Origin of the sequence: Microcystis sp. LE19-195.1E, assembly GCF_027532095.1 — a bacterium.
Classification (GTDB): Bacteria; Cyanobacteriota; Cyanobacteriia; order Cyanobacteriales; family Microcystaceae; genus Microcystis; species Microcystis aeruginosa.
Map to the genome: position 1 here is coordinate 17,984 of NZ_JAPZSZ010000106.1, position 19,449 is coordinate 37,432.

Consider the following 19,449-nt stretch of genomic DNA (forward strand, 5'->3'; position numbering starts at 1 on the left):
TATGACTTTGAGACTGAAACAAATTCGCTTAACTAATTGGAAATGTTACCCTAGTCAAAATATTACTTTTAATCTGCATCCCGACAGAAAAATTCAGATTATCTTCGGTAATAATGGTCACGGTAAAACTTCTCTGATGACGGCGATTTTATGGTGTCTCTATGGGGTAGATATTGTATCTAAGGAGACCCTGAAAACCTATTTTTATCGAGGTGAGGGGGATTCTTCACCGACAATAGAAATGCGGGTAGAATTAAATTTTATTAAAAACGAGAAAAATTACTTTATCAGTCGCACAGCGAAATTAAACGTTAATGGTAGCACTTCTTCTCTCAGCGCAGGGGAAGCATTATTTTATGAAGATGGAACCATAAGAAGTAACTCTAGGGAATATATCGAAGCATTGCTTCCTAAATCTATTCGAGATTTTTTCTGTTTTGATGGCTTAAAAATCGAACAATATACCCAGATAACTCAAACTAAAGAAGCAAAAGAAGCAATTGAAAAAGTTTTGGGTATCCCGGAATTAAGAAATCTGCGCGATGATACAGAAAAAGCCTTGCAAGAATTAGAAAACCGTTTAAATAAAGCCAAGGGAACCAGTCAAACCTTTAGAGATAAGCTGCAAGAATTACGAGAATTAGAAGAACACATTGATCTTAAAAAAGGGCAGCTTAAAAATGCCAAAGATAGCGAAAAAGATGCTATAATTATCTACCAAGACGCTCAAGAAAAAGCCGCTCAGATTGAAAGTTTACGAGAAAAATTAGAGGAAATTCATAACTTAGAGAAAAAGCGTATCGGTTTACAAACTCAGTTAGATAACCTGCAAAAGTCTATCGATTCTTGGTTAAAAAAAGCTTCGATACCTTTGCTGATTAACTTTGTACAGGAAATGGTTGATGATTTGCAAGTTACTAGCTTAAAAAGCACTTATAAAACTAATTCTACAGCAATTTTAAAAGCAATACTTGACGATGAAAGCTGTCTATGTGGTCGTTGTTTAGATAAAAATTCTCGGGACTTTATCCTTCAACAAATTGCCGAACTAGAGTCCTTAGAAGTGGATAACGCCACCAGAATAGAAAAAGACCAAATTAGAATTGATTTACAGGGAATTATGCGAGATAATGCTAAATCTAGCAATTATAGTCAATTACTTTTGCAAAGAGATCGTTTAGAAGAAGAAATCGAAGAAATTAATCAACATATTAGACAGCTAAAACAGGAAACCACGGGAATAGATCAAGACTCGGTGAGGGAGATTTGGCGAAAAGTTGGCGAATCTGGTAAAAATGTTGAGATGATCCAAGAAAGGATCGAACGCTTGCAAAAGGAAATCGAAATCAAAGAAAAGCAATTAGAAAATTTACGCAAAGAAGTGGAAATTTTAGCTAGTGAAAATCAAACCACGTTGATGTTATCTAATCAGGTTAAAATGGCCAGAGGTTTAAAAAATGCCACTAACGAATTAATCGAATGGCATATCGATAATTCCCAAAAAATGATTAATCAAGTAACCAGCGATCGCTATTTACAAGTAACCAACAAACCGGAGGAATATAGAGGAGTAGAAATCACTCCCGAATACACTTTAGGAATCCGTACCATCACAGGAAAATTATTAAATCCCGATGTTTTAAGTGCGGGAGAAAAGGAAGCTTTAGCTTTTGCTTTTATCACCGGTTTAAATCAAATAACCGATACTTGTGTTCCCCTAATTATGGATACACCTTTTGGACATTTAGACGAAGAACATCAAAAAAATATTATTAACTCTCTCCCTAATTTAAACTCCCAAGTAATTATTTTAGCCACGGATCGCGATCTTCCCGATCCACTTTTAAATCTCTTGCTTCCCCACAGTACCGATATTTTAAAAATACACCGTTTGGCTGCCGATGAAGATGCTTCCGTGATTGAAGTGATGGAGAGTTACTAATGCAGAGAATCGATCCCAGTTTGAAGATTTATGCCTCGGAAACTTCCAGAAATTATCTACAGGTACTAAAAGATAATAAAACCTTTGAGCGCATGGTAGATGCCTATTTATTCGCCGCTGCTTTTGCCATTAAACAAGACTTCAGTATCTACGGAACCACTCTGAGCAATCGACAAGATTTAATTACTATTAGCCAAATCGATCCAGAAGTTATTTTAGCTTTAACCGCAGGAATTTATATGATCTGTAAAAAGAATTCCTATCCTCAACCCAGCGATGGCAAAGAAGTTTTAGATAAGATCTGTCAATACGCAGAAGTGGGATTAAGGGAATTAAAAGAACGCTGGCAAGGCAAAGTCAGCCATCAAATTCAAGCTGATATTGAGAGGATTATCAATAATCTCTAAAATTCTCCCTATCTAACTATCTTTTTTAGCGATAACGGCAAATTATATTCTTTCCACACTGCCAAAAAAGACGGGTTCCACGCGAATAGCAATGACACTAGCCGGACGTAAAACCATATATTCCCCTTGGATATTTCTGATCGGAACATTGATAAAATCCTGGGAATCGGCTTTCGGAACTAATTCGCTACTGTACCACTTTTGAAATTCTTGGATAGTCAAAAAACGGACTTCCTCGCGATGTCCACTGCTTAAGAACAAATGTACGGCGTACTCGTCAGCTTTTCTAGTCATTTTTTTAACTAATCAGATTGAATTTTTGTAATAAAGTTGCCATTAAAGGCGGAAAAGTGAGACGCAATTCGCTAAGGTCCGAGAAAATTAATTTTTGGTAGCTTGGCAGGTCAAAAGCTAGTTTACCCTTTAATTCCGCTCGATTTTGATAGGTCAGCAGAATTTGTCCGCCCTGTTTACAAGCGATCGCATAACCTAATTCTACACCCACTAGGGGACTGGGCAGTAATTCCGTTTCCTTTTGGCTAATCGCCGTAGCATCGGCAATAAATAATAAACTTTTGCGAATTTGGCGTAATTGACTATCACTCAATCTGGTGACATTGCCCTCAGTTCGGGGCGTTTCTTCGATGGTTAAGGGCAAACGGGAGCGTTTATTGAGATTTTCGACGGTTTCGGTCAAAATTGTTCTTAAAGCGGTGCTAGAGTCCTTAAATTGGCTTTGGGAGCTAAAATAAATGACTGGATCCAACCAAGCGCTGAGGTCCTGTTTAGTAAAGTAAATTTCTTGGGAAATCAGGTCAATATTCGAGATGACGTAACCGCCACTACCTTCGAGGTAAAATTCCACCCTTTCCCCTTCTAGATAGCGTTGGAACCAGACAGAACCCTGTATCGTCAGACTATCATCGAGAAAATCGGCTCTTAAACCCGATTTTAAGAGACTATTGCGACTTAAGCGCAAGTCGTGGGGACGTTTGACAACCTCGCGGATAGGTTCGTATTTGTCCAGATACCAAGCTTTCAGGGCAATGATGGCCATAGGTGTGGCGATTAAAGACACTCACCCATTCTAGCAGTAAGCACCGATATCCTCTCCACATTCATCGGCTAGGTAAGAAAGAGCGCGAAATCTTAACATCATTAGGTTTTCGTAGAGAGGATTTAGCTTGCAAAGGGGCGGAATCTCTAGAATTGTCCGGCTAAATAGGGTAATTTTCCGCGCAAAGGGACATTGAGCCGGAATTAGACGACAAATCCGATGAGCTAGTGCAGGTGTATTAATCTCAAGGCGATCAATTCGTTGCCGCAGGGGTTGCCATAAATCCCATTTTGGTTGCGGTGACGGGTTTTTCCGATTGCCTTTCGACCAAGGGGCAATCCAATTAGACAAAATTATTTTATTTGTGGTATAATCTGATACATCAGCATCGGTCATAGCCTTACCTTCTATTGATTGACTCATAAGGTTCTATCTGAGATTACGACAGGGCGAACAATCTTTCCCGAAAATCCTCTGGGACGTTCGGACATTTGACCGCTTTAACGATAACATCCCTGGGATAATAGGTGTGGCCTACCGCGTCAGCGGCCCGGATGCGGGAGTAAGCTATTAACTATCTAAACTACTCGTTAAGACTGTCTATGAGCGAGCAGGGAGCAGGGAGAGGAAGTTTGAGCATTTGTACTAACTTCCCATCTTCGAGTTATCACCTGAAAGCGAATAGGCAACAGACGACAATAAGATAACGTCACGAGTGAGTTTAACTAGATTAATCTCTAAGCTTCACCCAAAGATATTGGCTCTGATTAGAGCTATTTCTAGGTTAGCAAAAACTCAGGTTTTTTCACGTCAGCATAGTACACTTTTTCTGGGTATAAAATAGCACCCGCTTTTGTCAAAGATACGCAATCCAAGGGGTGGGGTGCGGGTTGTGGGAATTATGAATTTTTCAGTGAACAGTAAACAGTGAACTGATAACTGATAACTGATAACTGATAACTGATTTACATTCTTTCCAAAACGGGGATTCCCAGGAGAGATAAGCCTAATTTTAGGGTTCTTGCCGTCAAATCACACAAAACTAAACGAGAGGTTTTAATCGGTTCTGCCGCTTTCAGAACGGGACAATTCTCATAGAAACGATTATACTTTTTACTGAGTTCGTAAAGATAATCACATAAACGATTGGGTAATAAATCCTCTTCCACGGCACTAATTACTTCCGGAAGTTGCAGTAATTGTTTAGCCAGAATTAATTCGCTTTCATCCTTGAGAATTAGCGATGAATTGGCACTTAAATCCTGAAAATTAATACCACCTTCGCGACTGATACTCTGGACTCTAGCGTAAGCGTACAGCATATAGGGGGCGGTGTTGCCTTGCAGATTGAGCATTTTGTCGTAACTGAAAACGTAGTTACTATGGCGATTTTGGCTGAGATCGGCGTATTTAACGGCACTTAATCCGACAGTTTCGGCAGTCTTAGCGATAAAATCGCCGGTTTCTTCTCTTTCCTCGCTTGCCAGTCTTTTTTCTAAGTCAGCCAGGGAACAGGCGATCGCTTGATCGAGTAATTCTTGTAATTTTACCGTCTCCCCGGAACGAGTTTTTAATTTTTTACCATCTTCCCCTAAAACTAATCCAAAAGCGACGTGAACCACTGCCACATTATCGGGCAAAAATCCCGCTTTTTTAGCCACCTGAAATACTTGGGCAAAATGGTTAGCTTGTCCAGCATCGGTGACATAAATTATTCTTGCGGCTTTATCTTGACGCACTCGATAACAAATTGCCGCTAAATCGGTGGTGGCGTAATTATAACCGCCGTCGGATTTCTTGACAATTAGGGGTAAAGGCTCCCCCTCTTTGTTGGTAAAACCATCGAGAAAGACGCATAAAGCACCGTTGTCTTCTGTTAGCAATCCCTGTTGATCTAATTCTCTGATTACTGCTTCCAGGTAGGGATTATAAAAAGATTCCCCCCTTTCGGTTAGTTTTATATCGAGAATATCATAGATTTTCTGAAATTCCCGTCGTGATTGTTGACAAAGTAACTGCCATGCTTGACGACTTTGAGGATCACCCGACTGTAATTTTACTACAGCTTGACGGGCAGTTTCTTTAAAGTTTTCGTCTTCATCAAAACGAATTTTAGCCTTTTTATAAAAGCTAACTAAATCCCCTAAATCCAGAGCATCTGCTTGGGTTAAAGCACTAGGATAAGCTTCTTGTAGATAGGTGATTAACATCCCGAATTGAGTCCCCCAATCCCCGACGTGATTAAGACGAATTACTTGATGATGACGAAATTCCAAAATCCGAGCAATACAATCACCGATTATAGTCGATCGCAAGTGACCGACGTGCATTTCTTTGGCAATATTGGGACTGGAAAAATCGACAATAATTTTTTGACTGGGGTTAGCAGCGGCAACTCCTAAACGGTTGTCAGTAATTAGGTCTTTTAATTGGGTTTCTAGATAACTGGGTTTAAGGGTAAGATTAATAAAACCGGGTCCGGCAATTTCGGGGGGTTGACAGAGATCATCTATCTCTAGATTTTTTAGTAAAGTCGCCGCCACTTCCCGGGGTTTTTGTTTTAATTCTTTGGCTAAAGAGAGGGAAATATTACATTGATAATCGCCAAAACGGGGGTTACTAGCGGCCACAATTAGAGGATCGGTAGCGGCGAAGTTTTCCCCAAAGGATTTAACTAGGGATTGGGAAAAACGCTCTTTTATTTGTTGGATAATGGCAGTCATAGAGAGAATTTAGGAATGAATGTTAGAAATCTATGGGTCATGAGTAAATTTATCTTGCTCTCATCTTGAATAGAATTGAGCCAGACGGGGTATTATCTCCATTTTCTTGGTACATTATAAGCATCAAATTTAGTATCTTTACTAATTAGAATTAGCGATCTGTTTAGAGATTGAGCAATTAGCATTCTATCAAATGGATCCCGGTGATGCAAGGGTAAAGTACAAATTTTTAGAGTATCAGAAAATGATATAGATAGTAAGGTTATATCTGATGCTTCTAGTTTAGTTTCAATGGTTTCATAACTTTTTTGTAGGGCCAACTTACCTAAATTTAACTTAATCGCAATTTCCCAGAGACTAACAATACTGACATAAACTTCAGGAGCAAAATCTATTTCCTCCCGAAGATTATTAGGCAAGTTAGGATCGTTTTCAGTTAACCAGATGAAAGTATGAGTGTCCAGAAGAAAAGATGTCATCACATATATTCCTGAAAATCTTCCAAAGACTGATCAAAGTCATCGGACAAAGGTAAGCTAAATGTACCTTGTAAAATTCCTGAACGACGTTTCCTAAGAGAAGGTTTCTCTATAATAACATCTGATTGATAATTGGCCATCAAATATTCAGCATAGTGAAGCAGCTCTATTTTTAAGAACTCTGGCATTGCTTCGACAGTTTCTAAGATTTTTGTGTCTATATTCATAGGTTTGGGATACTTAATCTAAGCGAATTCTTACTAATTACTTATTCCTTAACCAATAAAACCACGGCATAAACTGCTATACCTTCTTCTCGTCCTACCGGTCCCAATTGTTCGTTAGTAGTGGCTTTAATTCCCACCTGTTCCGGATTAATATTGAGAGTTTCTGCTAACTTAGCTCGCATCGCGCTGAGGTGGGGTTTCATTTTCGGTTTTTCGGCGACAATTACCGAATCAATATTATTAATTTGCCAACCTTTATCGATAATTAACTGATTAACTTGCTCTAATAATTTTAAACTATTCGCCCCTTGCCATTGCGGGTCTGTGGGGGGAAAATAATGACCGATATCGCCTAAACTAAGCGCCCCCAGCATGGCATCCATAATAGCGTGGGTTAAGACATCGGCATCACTGTGACCCAATAAACCGACAGTATGGGCAATTTCTACTCCTCCTAAAATTAAAGGTCTTCCTGTTACCAATCGGTGGATATCGTAGCCGTTACCAATACGAATATTCATAGAGCAGTCTCCTTGAAGTTATATTAATTATCTTATCGCAAAAGGGAACAAGTTAGGGAAAAGATTTCCCTAACTTGTCCTTATTAGTTAATTAGCTAGGAAGGATGAACTATTCTGCTGAAGTTTTTCCCAATACAATGAAAGCTTATACTAAATTGATTTTTGATAGTATCATTAACTGCCAATCCAACTTTAAAAACCCACTTCCCACTTGCCACTCTATACTTGTTAAATAAGATTTATAGCGTTTTTCAGTCTGCTGAGGTACAAAAGCTATGGGTTTTAGGCACTCATGCAAAGGGGAAGAAAAATAGGTGTACCTTACTAGCTTAGGAAACGCTATAGTTAAACACCGAATTTTGAACAATTATGCAAAAATTTATTCAACAGTTAAAAATCGATTTATCCTTGACAGTGATCTAGCAGTTTCATTATTTACTTTCCTAAATATCCTTAGCTAATCATCGCCAATAAACCTTGATAAAAAATCTGAAAACTAGGAGAACAATTATGAGCAGGAGTCATAAATTGAGAAATTTCTCGGGCTGCTTTCACTTTTTCTAAACCTCCTCGATGATACCCAGCTTTTTGAAGTATCTTTTCTAAGTTTTCCCAAGTTCCGCCCCTAATTTCATCGGGTTTTCTGTATTTTGCTTGCTGTCCCACATTAGTAGAAACTTTGGGATAGGCTGAGACTATAGCCTGAATATCACCAAAAAACCAAGCTTCTAGTTCTTCTATAGCAATTCTATTTAACACCTGAAATGTTTTTTTATCTTCACTAATCGTTTTGGTGATCAGTCCTGTTTGTTGGGCAATATTTTCTAACTTTTCTTTGAGCATTTGACAATCTTCATTGTCTCTATCTACAAGAATAATGATTCGATAATCATCGGGTATCCAGCATTGATAGCCTTTTAATCGCTCCGGTAGTTTTTTGATTAAATCGGATTTACCTCGAAAGGCATGAATTTTATAGGTGACATTCTCAAATAATATTTTAGGTAAAATTTGATTTAAACATTCTTGGGTAGAAAATTCTTCAACTAAAAATTCAAGATGCACTTTTTCCCTCCTTTGCTATTAAACTTAAATGCTAGGATTCCCCACATCAAAATAGTCCTCCATCCATAATTGACCCAACAAAGCACCATTTTGAATAAATTCCTTAACTCCTTGCATTGCTGAAGTACGTTTAGCTTGAGTAAAACCATTTTCATCTCGATAAAGTACCCAAACCTCCTCTGGTTTCAAACCATCTACAAAAAAGGGAGAATGAGTTGTTACCATTAATTGTGTACTTGCGGTCGCTGCCCGACATTCTTCTGCTAATTCAGGTAATAAACGGGGATGAAGATGATTTTCTGGTTCTTCTATTCCCAGTAATTGCGGAGGGCTTGGATCGTATAATATAGTTAAATAAGCCAACATTTTTAAAGTGCCATCGGAGGCAAATTTGGAAAGAATTGGCTCTTGAAAAGGTGCGTCTTTAATTTGCAGTAAAAGCTGTCCATTCGGCATAATAGATGCTTCTACTTTTTCTAATCTAGGAATTCGACGAGAAAGGGTTTGTAAAATAGATTCTAATCGTCGAGGATGATCTTCTTTTAAATATTGAATAACATTAGGTAAATTGTCACCAGTTGGCGATAATCTTTCTTGCGCTCCTGCTTCTGGTTGAGTGCGAGTATTATCTGCGGTTAAGTAGGAAAGATACCAACTTGTGATAAAACGACGCAAAGCACTAACCCGGGGATGTTTGGCCAATTGTCCGAGGGTACTAACAGCTAAAAATTCCGGGGAGTCTAATCGTTCAGAGATTCGTTTATCTTTTGGTTTGGGATTTTCTCCACTAACCACTATTCCTCCCCCTTCTTTAAAGTCTAAAAAGCGATAAGGTTTGCCCTTCGCTCCTTGTCTCCACTGTAACCATTCTTCGGCAACATAAGGGCGATTGTTAGCTTCATTAATAGCCAAATGATAGGTAATTAAAGGTGATGCCAATTTTTCTCGATATTTTAATTCGATAATGATGTAACCTTCTTGTCCTCTGGTTCTTAATTCTTTAAATCTTCCCCGTCTGTCCCAAGCTTTTTTTAAACCAACAGTAAAACATTCAGAGAGGAAAGCAAAGACATCAAATATGGTAGATTTTCCGCTCCCATTAGGACCGAGAAAAACGGTTAAAGGAGTAATGCTTTTTAATTCTAAGTCCTGTAAAGCTCGGTAATTTTGCACGCGCAGATTTTCGATTCGAGGTATAGAGTTTTTAGACATTGATTGTTGCTCTTTGCAGCTTTTAGCTCGTCTTGTCCCAGATTAGCTGTTAATTTTCCCAGTTCCCACAAAAAACTGGTCAATTTTTAGTAATCTGGCTCTTCTGGACTGGTTATAGCAAATTAGCTCTCCTGATTCTACCGCAATTTTAACAGCGATCGAGTTATACTAAATCTTATTTAACAAGAACGTAGGTTGGGCTTCGGCCGTGAGCTTTTGCCGAACGGTTGAAGCATGAAACCCAACGCTCTCCCGATTCTACCGCACTCCGAGTTTTTTCTTGGGGATAATCTCCTAAATTCTGACTATCCACTGCCGATTACCGCAAAGGATAGCCGTTTATTCTATCAGATTGAGAAGATATTAAGTATGATAACACTTGTGATTATGTTTTTCGCTGCCTTGCTGGCAGCTGCCGATTTTACTTACCAAGTTTTGATTCATTTTCCCGTACAAATCCTCAATTTTTTGGGGTCGTTACTGTCCTATGGAGTGATTGTACTGATAATTTTCGTCCTAGTGTGGATTGTGGGTGACTGATTTCTCAGGGGAAAAAAATGAGAGAATCAGCCTTAGCCAATTCTCCCCAATTTAAGCCAACTTTTAGTTTTTACTGTTCACTAGCCACTGCTTGGGGTTGTCCTTGCGGTTGGAATTGGAACAGGGAATAAACCACGTTACGACGGATATCAATCATCATTTCTAAAAACATCTCGTAGCCTTCCTGTTTATACTCAATTAGGGGGTCTTTTTGACCGTAACCGCGTAAACCAATCGACTCGCGTAAAGCTTCCATAGCTTGCAGGTGTTCGCGCCATAACATATCGATTTGTTGCAGGATAAAATAACGTTCGGCATCGCGCATTAAACCGGGACGAATACTATCCACTTGACGTTCTTTAATTTCGTAAGCTTTGCGAACTTCTTCGTGTAGGAACATCTTGATATCATTAACACTCATATCCTCGATATCCTTAGCGGTAATATCTGCCAAGAGATAGACGAATTCCTGAGATTTACTAATCAGTTTTTCTAAATCCCATTCTTCCGCCGGCAGTTCGGGATTAATATAAGCCATGACGATTTCATCCATGGTTTTTTCGGCGTATTGCAGCACCTGTTCTTTTAGGTCCATCCCCTCCAAAACCCGACGACGTTCGGCATAAATAGCGCGCCGTTGATTATTCATCACCTCGTCGTATTCAAACACCTGTTTCCGGGCATCATAATAGAAGGTTTCCACTTTTCTTTGCGCGCCTTCCAGGGAACGAGTTAACATTCCCGACTCAATGGGCATATCTTCTTCCACCCGGAAGGCATCCATTAAACCCGCCACGCGGTCGCCCCCAAAAATCCGCAATAAATTATCTTCTAGGCTTAAAAAGAAGCGTGTGGAACCGGGGTCGCCCTGTCTGCCCGCCCTGCCTCGCAATTGGTTGTCAATACGGCGGGATTCGTGGCGTTCCGTCCCGATAACGTGCAGTCCGCCTCTTTCTACTACCTCATCGTGTTCTTTGCCTGTGTAATCTTCATAACTTTTGCGAATTAATTTATAGACTTCCCGTAACTTTTGAATAACCCGGTCATCCGTGGGGGCTTTTTCGGCCGCGATGGCGATTTTTTCTTCTACTTCTAATTCGGGTAAACTTTGAGTTCCGTGGGTATCAACGGCAAATTTAACCGCTTCTTTCAGGGCATTTTCTACCTCTTTCGGTAACTCGGTGGGAAAAATTTCCGCCGAGGCGCGCCAGTTTTTTTTCTTCTTACCTGGGGCGAATCCTTGCGGGCGATTGCGTTCTCCTAAACTGGGTAAACTAAAGGCCAAATTGTCATCTTCGGGCATAACTAATTTCGGCATTAAATACTCGCGAATTTTCAATCGGGCCATATAGTCGGAGTTACCACCGAGGATGATATCGGTTCCCCGTCCCGCCATGTTCGTGGCAATGGTTACAGCCCCGGCCCGGCCTGCTTGGGCGACGATTTCCGATTCCCTTTCCACGTTTTCCGGACGAGCATTAAGCAAGTTATGGGGAATCTTTCTTCCCTGTAATAAAAGCGAAAGCACTTCCGATTTTTCCACACTGGTAGTACCGACTAAAACCGGGCGACCCTGTTCGTGCATTTGTTGACATTCTTCGGCGACGGCGTTCCATTTTGCCTGTTCATTTTTATAGACCACATCGGCTAAATCTTGCCGACGAGAAACGCGGTTAGTGGGAATAATTGTTACTGGCAGGTTATAGACTTTTTCTAGTTCCGTTTCTTCGGTTTTGGCCGTCCCGGTCATGCCAGATAATTTCGGATAGAGTAGGAAAAAGTTTTGATAGGTAATCGTGGCTAAGGTTTGGGTTTCCTGTTGAATTTCTACCCCTTCCTTAGCTTCCACTGCCTGATGTAAACCATCGCCCCAACGTCGCCCCGGTAATACCCGTCCCGTGAACTCATCAACAATAACAATTTCACCACTGCGGACGATATAGTTAACGTCTTTTTTCTGGAGTTCTTTGGCACGAATAGCGTTAGAAATATAGTGCGCCCAGGGATTTTCTTGGTCGTATAAATCGGTAACTTCTAATAGTTCTTCCGCTTTTTTAAAGCCTTCATCGGTCATTAAAACGTTACGGTCCTTTTCGTTAACTTCGTAGTCTCCCGGTCCGTCTTCTACTTCTTGGCGCACTAATTGCTTGGCGATTTCGGCGGCGAGAATATATTTTTCTGTGGGTCGATCGATCGCTCCTGATATAATTAATGGGGTTCTGGCCTCATCGATAAGAATGGAGTCCACTTCGTCGATAACGCAGTAGTTAAAAGGTCTTTGGACAACTTCCCCCATCACTGTAGCCATGTTATCGCGCAGATAATCAAAGCCGAGTTCGCTGTTAGTGGTGTAGGTGATGTCACAGGCATAATTTTTCTTTCTTTCTTCCGGACTCATGCCGGCTTGAATTAGTCCCACACTTAACCCTAAAAAGCGGTGTACCTGCCCCATCCATTCCGCATCACGACGGGCGAGATAATCGTTGACGGTGACGACGTGAACCCCTTTTCCGGTCAATCCATTCAAATAAGCGGGGAGTGTGGCAACTAGGGTTTTTCCTTCCCCAGTTTTCATCTCGGCGATTTGTCCTTTGTGCAGTACCATTCCCCCCAATAACTGCACGTCAAAGTGACGCATCCCTAAGACTCGGATTCCCGCTTCCCGGACAATGGCGAAAGCTTCGGGGAGGATTTCGTCGAGAATATCCTCTCTTTCGTCATAATTTCTGGCTTTGTCCAATCTTTCCTTAAATTCGCTGGTTTTGCTCCTTAATTCCTCATCGGACAGGTTTTTAATATCTTCTTCCAGCAGGTTGATTTCGGTGACGAGGGGCTGAAATTTTTTAATTTTGCGGGCGTTGGGATCTCCGAGTAGGGCTTTTAACATAGCAGTTTTTATTCTCTCGCTTCGATTGGCTCTTGATCTGTGGTGTTAACAATTGTATCACTCTCGTTGGGAGTGGAGAATCATTTATCCCTGAAAAGGGACTCTTGCCAGTGGGCAAAAATTAAGTTAGAGATGGTATCTTAGAGATAAGAATATGCTGATCTACTTTGATTCCCTAAAACCTTAAAAAACTTAGTATTGCCGACAAAGGAGGGTGAAACCATGACAGAAAGCCTTACCATGGCAGCCCTCTACGGGAAACTCTCAAAAATCGGACTTAAAAAAAATTATGTCCGAAAAAATGGCTTGCCCAGTTGGTGGGATGATGAACTCAATGATAAACCCGTTGCAGTCCTAGAAGGGGCAGGTTATATCGCCAAAAACCTCAATCTTGACCTCTCATCCTTATTAACCCCTCAAGAAAAGGTCAAATTTAATCGACCTCCCCATACTAAATTTAAACAGCACAATAGCCAGAATAACCAACATCCCTATCTAGCGCAAGCTTTAGCGAGTCGTTTTGCTGAGTTAATTTCCTTGGGGGTTGAAGTTAATTATACCCCTTTACCTAAGGATGCTAAAACCATCAGAGAAGACATCTTAAGTCACTGGCCAAAGGTTGACTTTACCTCTCTTTTAGACTATTGTTGGTCCCAGGGAATAGCGGTGGGATACTTTGATCATTTTTCTAACAAAACTAAGAAATTTGCTGGATTAATTCAATGGCATTCCACTTGTCCTGTAATTATTCTTAGTTCAAAATATCAACAGTCGGCAAGACTCGCTTTTGACTTAGCGCACGAGTTAGGACATTTAGCATTAGCACATCTAAAAGATGGGGTATTAGTTGATGAAGAGATTAAATTTGATAATGATAGCGAAGAAAAAGAAGCTAATCAATTTGCCACTGAATTACTCCTAGGTGATTATGATAACTGCCTTGGGGATGGGAAATTCCCAAATACTGAAAAATTCAGTAAATATGTTCAAGAACATTTTATCTCTCATCATCCGGATATTGACATAGGTGAAATTATTCTGAACTATGGATGGCATAACAACTACTTTGCTTTAGCCATGGCTACTTTAAAAGTATTAGAACCCAACCCAAATGGCAATAAGATTATTAATGAATATTTGGCTAATAAGTTAGACTGGGATAAATTTGATGACGAAACCTACGAGTATCTAGAAAAGGTGTTAGGAGTTTAACCTTGATAGGTTCTGTTTATTGTTTGGATAATGACATTATCCTAAAATTGTCCACCTATGGCTTATTTGAGAAAACCCTCAATACCTTTGGAGTTGAAATTAATCAAGTTAAAATTCTTGAGACATTTAAATATAAATTTAAAAGGGAACCGCAACAAAAAAGGAAGAGAAACCCTAATAAATATAACCTAGAAGACGCTTTATCTGTGGTTGAAACCTGCGATAAAATATCAATCTAGGGTTTGCGGCAAAAAGTACGGGCGAAGCATTCGGATAGAAAATCTCCGGTTTCACCGATAGGTTATTGCCCGAATGCTTCGCCCCTACAGGACGCGGGCCGATGAAAACCCAAGGTTTTGAAGCACGATTCTCTCAAAATCTTGCACCTGTACTGATTATTTATTCTCCCTTTTACCTGTCCTGATATGTAGCCTATAGTCAACGGATTTAGTATTAATCTTCTCTCACCGGTGGCTTAACTAAAGGGGAAACCACCATATTTATTGATAATTATATCTATAGTTTCCATAATTGCGATCGATTCGCCCAAAATGGAGATAATTTGTTGATAATGTTCTAGGTCATCGTAGCTAAGGTGGCGACCTTTGCGGTCTTTTAGCCACTTCTGACACACTTGATAACCGCCGATATAAAAGTTCCAAATTTGGGGCGGAATCCCCGCAAAATACTGGTCAGAATTAATCCAGATTTGTTGTTTATTTTCGTTATATTTCACCTGTTCGACTAGATTGGAACCCGCCACGGGATAGCTGCTAATTTCTTTTCCCGTTGCTTTCATTAGGTGTAAATGTACTAATCTGTCACCTTTTTTGACTAATTCCCAGAATAATTCTTGATTACTGGTGAGAGGAACACGAGGAAAGTCTATTTTAAAAAATTCGGCGTAACGTTGGCGATATTGGGGAGAGTGAAAGACGGCATAGATATAGTTAAAAATGTCTTCTGGTCCAAAGGTTTTCTTTTCTTCTCCTTTGCCATCACTGATAAATTCTAAGCCAAGTTTTGCCGAAAGTTCCTTAATAAATTCTGGCGCTAGATTGGGACGGCGACCATTTGGCGAGTTGGTTGGTTCTGTTTCAAATAGGGTTGGGGTATTGGTTGGGTAAAGATAGAGGGGGAAAATATTAACTCCACCTCTTCTAAAAATATTAGTATCAATGGCATTCTCAAAAACAGTAATCAAAGCCCATTCAGGATCATTAACCGCAATTCCTTGGCGACCTATACCTATACCAATGTTATTCTTATTCATCGTATGCTGAATTATTTCATGCCTCAACCGATTTACTAAAGCATCATGATGATAATAAGGTCTAATATCAAGAGGTCTATATAAACATTGAGTGAAATAAGATTGCCAATTAGATTCAGATGTAAAAGATTTTCTCTTTTGATTTAAATTCCAATCTAAACTGTCTTCCAACTTATATTTATTTTTTATTTCTGAATCATTCATAAGTGTATTTCTAAAGTCATTGATTCGCTCTATTAATTTAGATTTATCAAAATCATAGACAAAGTGATCTCTATGGGTTTTGATGCCAGAACCGTTTGTCAACATGATTGTATCAAGTTCCCAATATTTTTGATATTCATCAGATGAGACTTTGCTCTGAGGATTAAATAGGTAAAAATCTGATTTGGGATTTATAATTTCCCATTCAGTTGAACTAATATCATTTTCATCTAACCAATAATACTTACCCCCAACTAACTCCTTATGCTCTTTAACCTCTCTAACACCCCACAAATCAGCATGATAAACCTTCGCTAAATCTTGCTGACTATCTTGATACTTGATAAAAAACGCAATCGCTACTCCTTGCTGAATATCAAACACATTTTGATCGGGTGAACCGTCGGGACAAACTTCTTTTTTCTTGCTATTCCCATGCAAATCTAAAACATAAATCTCATCAAAAGTCTGCATCAAATTTTGACGCATTCCCCGAAAAGTGGGATTATCCAAATAACCATGATTTGTAATTAACGCCACAACTCCATAACCAGTTTCCGCTACCCGATACTGAGCAAAGCGAATAAACTTCACATAATCATCTAATAAACCTTTGGGGTTTCTCTCTCCCAATGGTTTTCCATCTAATTGATAATAATCCTTAACCAAATTCACAATCCAAGGGTCAGTATTCATCGACTGATAGGAATAGGGTGGATTGCCTAAAATAACCATAACTGGCATTTCTTGCTTAACATCTTTTGCCGCGGCTGCTTCATCGCGAATGCGATTTAAAAAACCATCAGCAGGGGGAATTTGAAAAGCTTCCTGTAGGGTGTTAGTGAGATAGATTCCCAAGCGTTCATCGGCACTAAAATCATAGCCTAATTTCTGAAGTTGTAAACCTAATTTCATGTGTGCTACGGTGTAGGGAGCCATCAGTAATTCCAACCCAAAGAGACGGGGTAATAAATGTTTACTAACATAACTAGACCACATCCCTTGCTGTTGACGAAAACTATCATAGATATGGTCGATAACAGAGTGTAAAAAAGTGCCAGTTCCCACAGCAGGATCGAGGATTAAAACTTGGTGAACTTCCTGAGTTTCTTGGCTATCATTAGGATGCTTAATCGTAATTTTTTTGGCATCGGCCAAACCTTTAGGAATCTGAAACTTATTTTTCAGAATATAGTCCACACTGCGAACCATGTAAGAAACCACGGGTTCAGGGGTATAATAAACCCCCCTAGACTCACGCATTTTACTATCGTATTCGGCTAAAAAAGTCTCATAAAAGTGAACCACAGGATCCTGCTTGCGCGTGCGTTTTCCAAAGCTGCCCAGAATTCCCTCCATGTCCGTTTGTTGTAAAATAGTCGCTAGAGTATCCACGGCCCAAGTAATCCGCTCATCTAATTCTGTACCAGCAATTTGATGAAAAATTCCCCGCAAAAAAGGGTTAGTTTTCGGTAGTCGAAATGCTGCCGTTTCCCTGGAAAAAGAACTTATTTGATCCGTATTACAGCGTGCCGCAAATAAACCATAACAGATTGTTTGTGCATACATATCGGCAAACTGCGCTTCATTGAGATCACTAATTAAAACTCGTTGAAAAGATTGCAATTGTTGCCGCAACATTCCCCCGCAATCTTGATCTTTTAAAGCTTGGCCGATTGCCTCTCGAATTAACTGCGCTAAAGCGGCCATTTTTTTCGCTAATTCTCGCGGTGTTGTTATCTGAATAACTTTTGAGAGGAAAAACTGATAGAACAATTGTTCTGCTTGTAAAATACCCTGGGAATCAGGTTTAATTTGCTTTTTTTGATTAAGAGTTGCCACGGCAGCTGATAGACGCAATTCTCCCGATACATACCAACGAAATTCTAAATGATCGGTGATAATTAAATTACCCAAAGCCTGTAAATAACGTTTTATTTGGGGAGTATTTTCAACCTTTTTGAGAGAAGTTCCGATATCTTTTGCTTCCAGATGGCCAATTTCTACCATACCCTGATTAATCACAAAATCTGGAGCGCCACAAGCAATCCTTTTGGGTTCATTGAGAGCTTGTAGGTTATTATTTAGGGATTCAATTAATTTTTTTAAAGCAGGACGATAACTGTGTTCTGTGGCGTTACCCTGTTGATAAATGCCCGTGATTTCCTCTAGATATTTTGGCAGTGAATTACTCATTATCGTTGCGACATACAAACGTTCTTCTATAGATAAAATATAACCTCATTTGCCCCCAATGTCCACTGCCCTCATCCTACTTTATGGCTGCATCTGACATTTGCAGAAATACCGACAATGAGCAATTATCAGTGATTCTTGAATTATCACAGATATATCAGCAGCTGCCTGTAAGCATCCCACCGAAAAGCTAATGCGCTCCGGGGTTTGGGGGCGGCGCCACGCCCCCAACGGGGGGTTTGGGGGGTAGAACCCCCCAAAAGCTTGGATTGATTAATAAAGTCGGAAGTAATGCCCAATTTTATCAGAGAGTTTTCGCGTAAAAATCCCAACTTGCTAGATTTACAAAAATAAGATGTACCCTGCTTTATCCCTATCCTCAAGGATACCAAAATTAGCTAGAATGAAATAATAGGCGATAATCTCATCCCAACAACTTCACCAAAATATTAACGATGGTCAAAGCATCATCTCCCTTATCTCTAGAGCATCTCTATCATGTTCCCACCTACACTATAGCCGATACTGCGCGCTATCTCCATATTCCTTTACCCACTCTGAGAACGTGGGTACGAGGACGCACCTACCCCACTAAAAAAGGACAAAAAGAGTTTTTACCCCTCATTCAACGACCTAATCCGAATATTCCGCAACTTTCCTTTACTAACTTAGTGGAAGCGCACGTTTTAAGAGTTATTCGCAAAGTTCATAACATCCCTCTCGATAAAGTTAGACTGGCCCTAGACTATATTAGTGAACAATTTAACACCGATCATCCTCTGGTTCAAAAACAATTTAGTACCGATGGAACTGACCTTTTTATTGAACAATTTGAACATTTAATTAATGCCTCCCGTTCGGGACAATTGACGATGAAACAATTCTTAAATAATCTCTTAACTCGTATTGAATGGGATGAACAAGATATCGCCACACGGCTTTTTCCCACTATCGACATAAATGGGGAAGACTTCAGCAATAAAGTCCTAAAGATAGACCCTAATATTTCCTTCGGAAAACCCGTGATCACAGGAACAGGAATTCCCACTAAAGTTGTCACAGAACTTTATGATGCGGGGGACTCTATAGAAGATATTGCCAATGATTATAATTGTCAACCTTGGCAAATTGAAAAAGCGATTTTATTCGAGTGCAATTGGCAAGCGGCATGACCTATCAATACACCTATTTTATAGACCGCGCTTTAGGAAAATCTATCGGTGAAGCTTTGCAAGAAATAGGGGTTAAAATTGAATTTCATCATGCCCATTTTGCCCCAGATGCACCGGATACGTAGTGGCTACCTATTGTTAGTCAAAGAGGATGGATAGTATTAACTAAAGATGTAAACATTGGTATAAATATTAGACCTCTTGCATAATTTTTTTATGGTATAATGGAGGGTTTTGCTTTTTTCTCAATTCTTAGATTGAAGTGGAAAAAAGAATAAAATGTGATCTTAGGTCAGGAAATCATCTATAATTTTGCTATGTTTATTAGCAAA

16 protein-coding genes and 1 pseudogene are annotated in these 19,449 nt (G+C 39.7%); 6 read left to right on the plus strand and 11 right to left on the minus strand.

Annotated features, from left to right (window positions below):
* The first annotated feature begins 1 nt into the window (after position 1).
* Entirely contained in the window at positions 2-1,942 is a 1,941-nt protein-coding gene (locus O9300_RS06515) for an AAA family ATPase (RefSeq protein WP_287970744.1), read from the plus strand.
* A complete protein-coding gene (locus O9300_RS06520; protein WP_287970747.1) occupies positions 1,942-2,349 on the plus strand; it encodes a hypothetical protein in 408 nt (135 codons plus the stop codon). The genes O9300_RS06515 and O9300_RS06520 overlap by 1 nt, the downstream gene beginning before the upstream one ends.
* Before the next feature lie 42 nt (positions 2,350-2,391).
* Here O9300_RS06520 and O9300_RS06525 read toward each other — a convergent pair whose 3' ends face one another.
* The 10 genes from O9300_RS06525 to secA form a co-directional block, all read right to left on the minus strand.
* Positions 2,392-2,643, minus strand: coding sequence for a hypothetical protein (locus O9300_RS06525; RefSeq protein WP_287731566.1), 252 nt, complete (start codon positions 2,641-2,643; stop codon positions 2,392-2,394).
* A 4-nt stretch (positions 2,644-2,647) separates the two neighbouring features.
* Positions 2,648-3,406: a hypothetical protein gene (locus tag O9300_RS06530; protein ID WP_287970749.1), complete on the minus strand. Its 759-nt coding sequence runs from the start codon at positions 3,404-3,406 to the stop codon at positions 2,648-2,650.
* Positions 3,407-3,436: 30 nt separating this feature from the next.
* Positions 3,437-3,829 (minus strand): Mo-dependent nitrogenase C-terminal domain-containing protein, encoded by a 393-nt coding sequence (locus O9300_RS06535; protein WP_150978068.1) that lies wholly within the window; start codon positions 3,827-3,829, stop codon positions 3,437-3,439.
* 542 nt (positions 3,830-4,371) lie between these two features.
* On the minus strand, positions 4,372-6,129 hold the full coding sequence (argS, locus tag O9300_RS06540; protein ID WP_287970750.1) for an arginine--tRNA ligase: 1,758 nt from the start codon (positions 6,127-6,129) through the stop codon (positions 4,372-4,374).
* Between the two features lie 92 nt (positions 6,130-6,221).
* Entirely contained in the window at positions 6,222-6,608 is a 387-nt protein-coding gene (locus tag O9300_RS06545) for a type II toxin-antitoxin system VapC family toxin (RefSeq protein WP_287970751.1), read from the minus strand.
* Positions 6,608-6,835 (minus strand): type II toxin-antitoxin system VapB family antitoxin, encoded by a 228-nt coding sequence (gene vapB / locus O9300_RS06550; RefSeq protein WP_147068831.1) that lies wholly within the window; start codon positions 6,833-6,835, stop codon positions 6,608-6,610. The genes O9300_RS06545 and vapB overlap by 1 nt, the downstream gene beginning before the upstream one ends.
* 41 nt (positions 6,836-6,876) lie before the next feature.
* Entirely contained in the window at positions 6,877-7,356 is a 480-nt protein-coding gene (ispF, locus tag O9300_RS06555) for a 2-C-methyl-D-erythritol 2,4-cyclodiphosphate synthase (protein ID WP_149987258.1), read from the minus strand.
* A 453-nt stretch (positions 7,357-7,809) separates the two neighbouring features.
* Positions 7,810-8,421: a DUF4276 family protein gene (locus O9300_RS06560; RefSeq protein ID WP_287970754.1), complete on the minus strand. Its 612-nt coding sequence runs from the start codon at positions 8,419-8,421 to the stop codon at positions 7,810-7,812.
* 24 nt (positions 8,422-8,445) lie between these two features.
* A complete protein-coding gene (locus O9300_RS06565) occupies positions 8,446-9,633 on the minus strand; it encodes an AAA family ATPase (RefSeq protein WP_287970755.1) in 1,188 nt (395 codons plus the stop codon).
* Between the two features lie 610 nt (positions 9,634-10,243).
* Positions 10,244-13,060, minus strand: a complete 2,817-nt coding sequence (gene secA / locus O9300_RS06570; protein ID WP_287970756.1) for a preprotein translocase subunit SecA — start codon at positions 13,058-13,060, stop codon at positions 10,244-10,246.
* A 222-nt stretch (positions 13,061-13,282) separates the two neighbouring features.
* Here secA and O9300_RS06575 point away from each other — a divergent pair, with 222 nt between their 5' ends.
* Both O9300_RS06575 and O9300_RS06580 read left to right on the plus strand, forming a co-directional pair.
* Positions 13,283-14,272: an ImmA/IrrE family metallo-endopeptidase gene (locus tag O9300_RS06575; RefSeq protein WP_287970758.1), complete on the plus strand. Its 990-nt coding sequence runs from the start codon at positions 13,283-13,285 to the stop codon at positions 14,270-14,272.
* Positions 14,273-14,274: 2 nt separating this feature from the next.
* Positions 14,275-14,511 carry a hypothetical protein gene (locus O9300_RS06580; RefSeq protein WP_287970760.1) on the plus strand — a complete coding sequence of 79 codons (237 nt, stop codon included), beginning with the start codon at positions 14,275-14,277 and terminating at the stop codon, positions 14,509-14,511.
* Positions 14,512-14,747: 236 nt separating this feature from the next.
* Here O9300_RS06580 and O9300_RS06585 read toward each other — a convergent pair whose 3' ends face one another.
* Complete coding sequence (locus O9300_RS06585) at positions 14,748-17,945, minus strand: type ISP restriction/modification enzyme (RefSeq protein ID WP_287970762.1); 3,198 nt, start codon at positions 17,943-17,945, stop codon at positions 14,748-14,750.
* 455 nt (positions 17,946-18,400) lie between these two features.
* Between O9300_RS06585 and O9300_RS06590 the strand changes: the two genes are divergently transcribed.
* Complete coding sequence (locus O9300_RS06590; RefSeq protein ID WP_002760746.1) at positions 18,401-19,117, plus strand: DUF433 domain-containing protein; 717 nt, start codon at positions 18,401-18,403, stop codon at positions 19,115-19,117.
* Positions 19,114-19,311: pseudogene (locus O9300_RS06595) on the plus strand (PIN-like domain-containing protein); the annotation flags it as partial. The gene O9300_RS06590 and the pseudogene O9300_RS06595, both read left to right, overlap by 4 nt.
* Between the last annotated feature and the right edge of the window lie 138 nt (positions 19,312-19,449).

Bases quoted from the DNA above. Each gene is read 5' to 3' on its own strand.
- ispF (WP_149987258.1), bottom strand. From the start codon at position 7,356: ATGAATATTCGTATTGGTAACGGCTACGATATCCACCGATTGGTAACA.
- O9300_RS06515 (WP_287970744.1), top strand. From the start codon at position 2: ATGACTTTGAGACTGAAACAAATTCGCTTAACTAATTGGAAATGTTAC.
- secA (WP_287970756.1), bottom strand. From the start codon at position 13,060: ATGTTAAAAGCCCTACTCGGAGATCCCAACGCCCGCAAAATTAAAAAA.
- vapB (WP_147068831.1), bottom strand. From the start codon at position 6,835: ATGAATATAGACACAAAAATCTTAGAAACTGTCGAAGCAATGCCAGAG.
- O9300_RS06565 (WP_287970755.1), bottom strand. From the start codon at position 9,633: ATGTCTAAAAACTCTATACCTCGAATCGAAAATCTGCGCGTGCAAAAT.
- O9300_RS06545 (WP_287970751.1), bottom strand. From the start codon at position 6,608: ATGACATCTTTTCTTCTGGACACTCATACTTTCATCTGGTTAACTGAA.
- O9300_RS06585 (WP_287970762.1), bottom strand. From the start codon at position 17,945: ATGAGTAATTCACTGCCAAAATATCTAGAGGAAATCACGGGCATTTAT.
- O9300_RS06575 (WP_287970758.1), top strand. From the start codon at position 13,283: ATGACAGAAAGCCTTACCATGGCAGCCCTCTACGGGAAACTCTCAAAA.
- O9300_RS06530 (WP_287970749.1), bottom strand. From the start codon at position 3,406: ATGGCCATCATTGCCCTGAAAGCTTGGTATCTGGACAAATACGAACCT.
- O9300_RS06535 (WP_150978068.1), bottom strand. From the start codon at position 3,829: ATGAGTCAATCAATAGAAGGTAAGGCTATGACCGATGCTGATGTATCA.
- O9300_RS06525 (WP_287731566.1), bottom strand. From the start codon at position 2,643: ATGACTAGAAAAGCTGACGAGTACGCCGTACATTTGTTCTTAAGCAGT.
- O9300_RS06590 (WP_002760746.1), top strand. From the start codon at position 18,401: ATGGTCAAAGCATCATCTCCCTTATCTCTAGAGCATCTCTATCATGTT.
- argS (WP_287970750.1), bottom strand. From the start codon at position 6,129: ATGACTGCCATTATCCAACAAATAAAAGAGCGTTTTTCCCAATCCCTA.
- O9300_RS06520 (WP_287970747.1), top strand. From the start codon at position 1,942: ATGCAGAGAATCGATCCCAGTTTGAAGATTTATGCCTCGGAAACTTCC.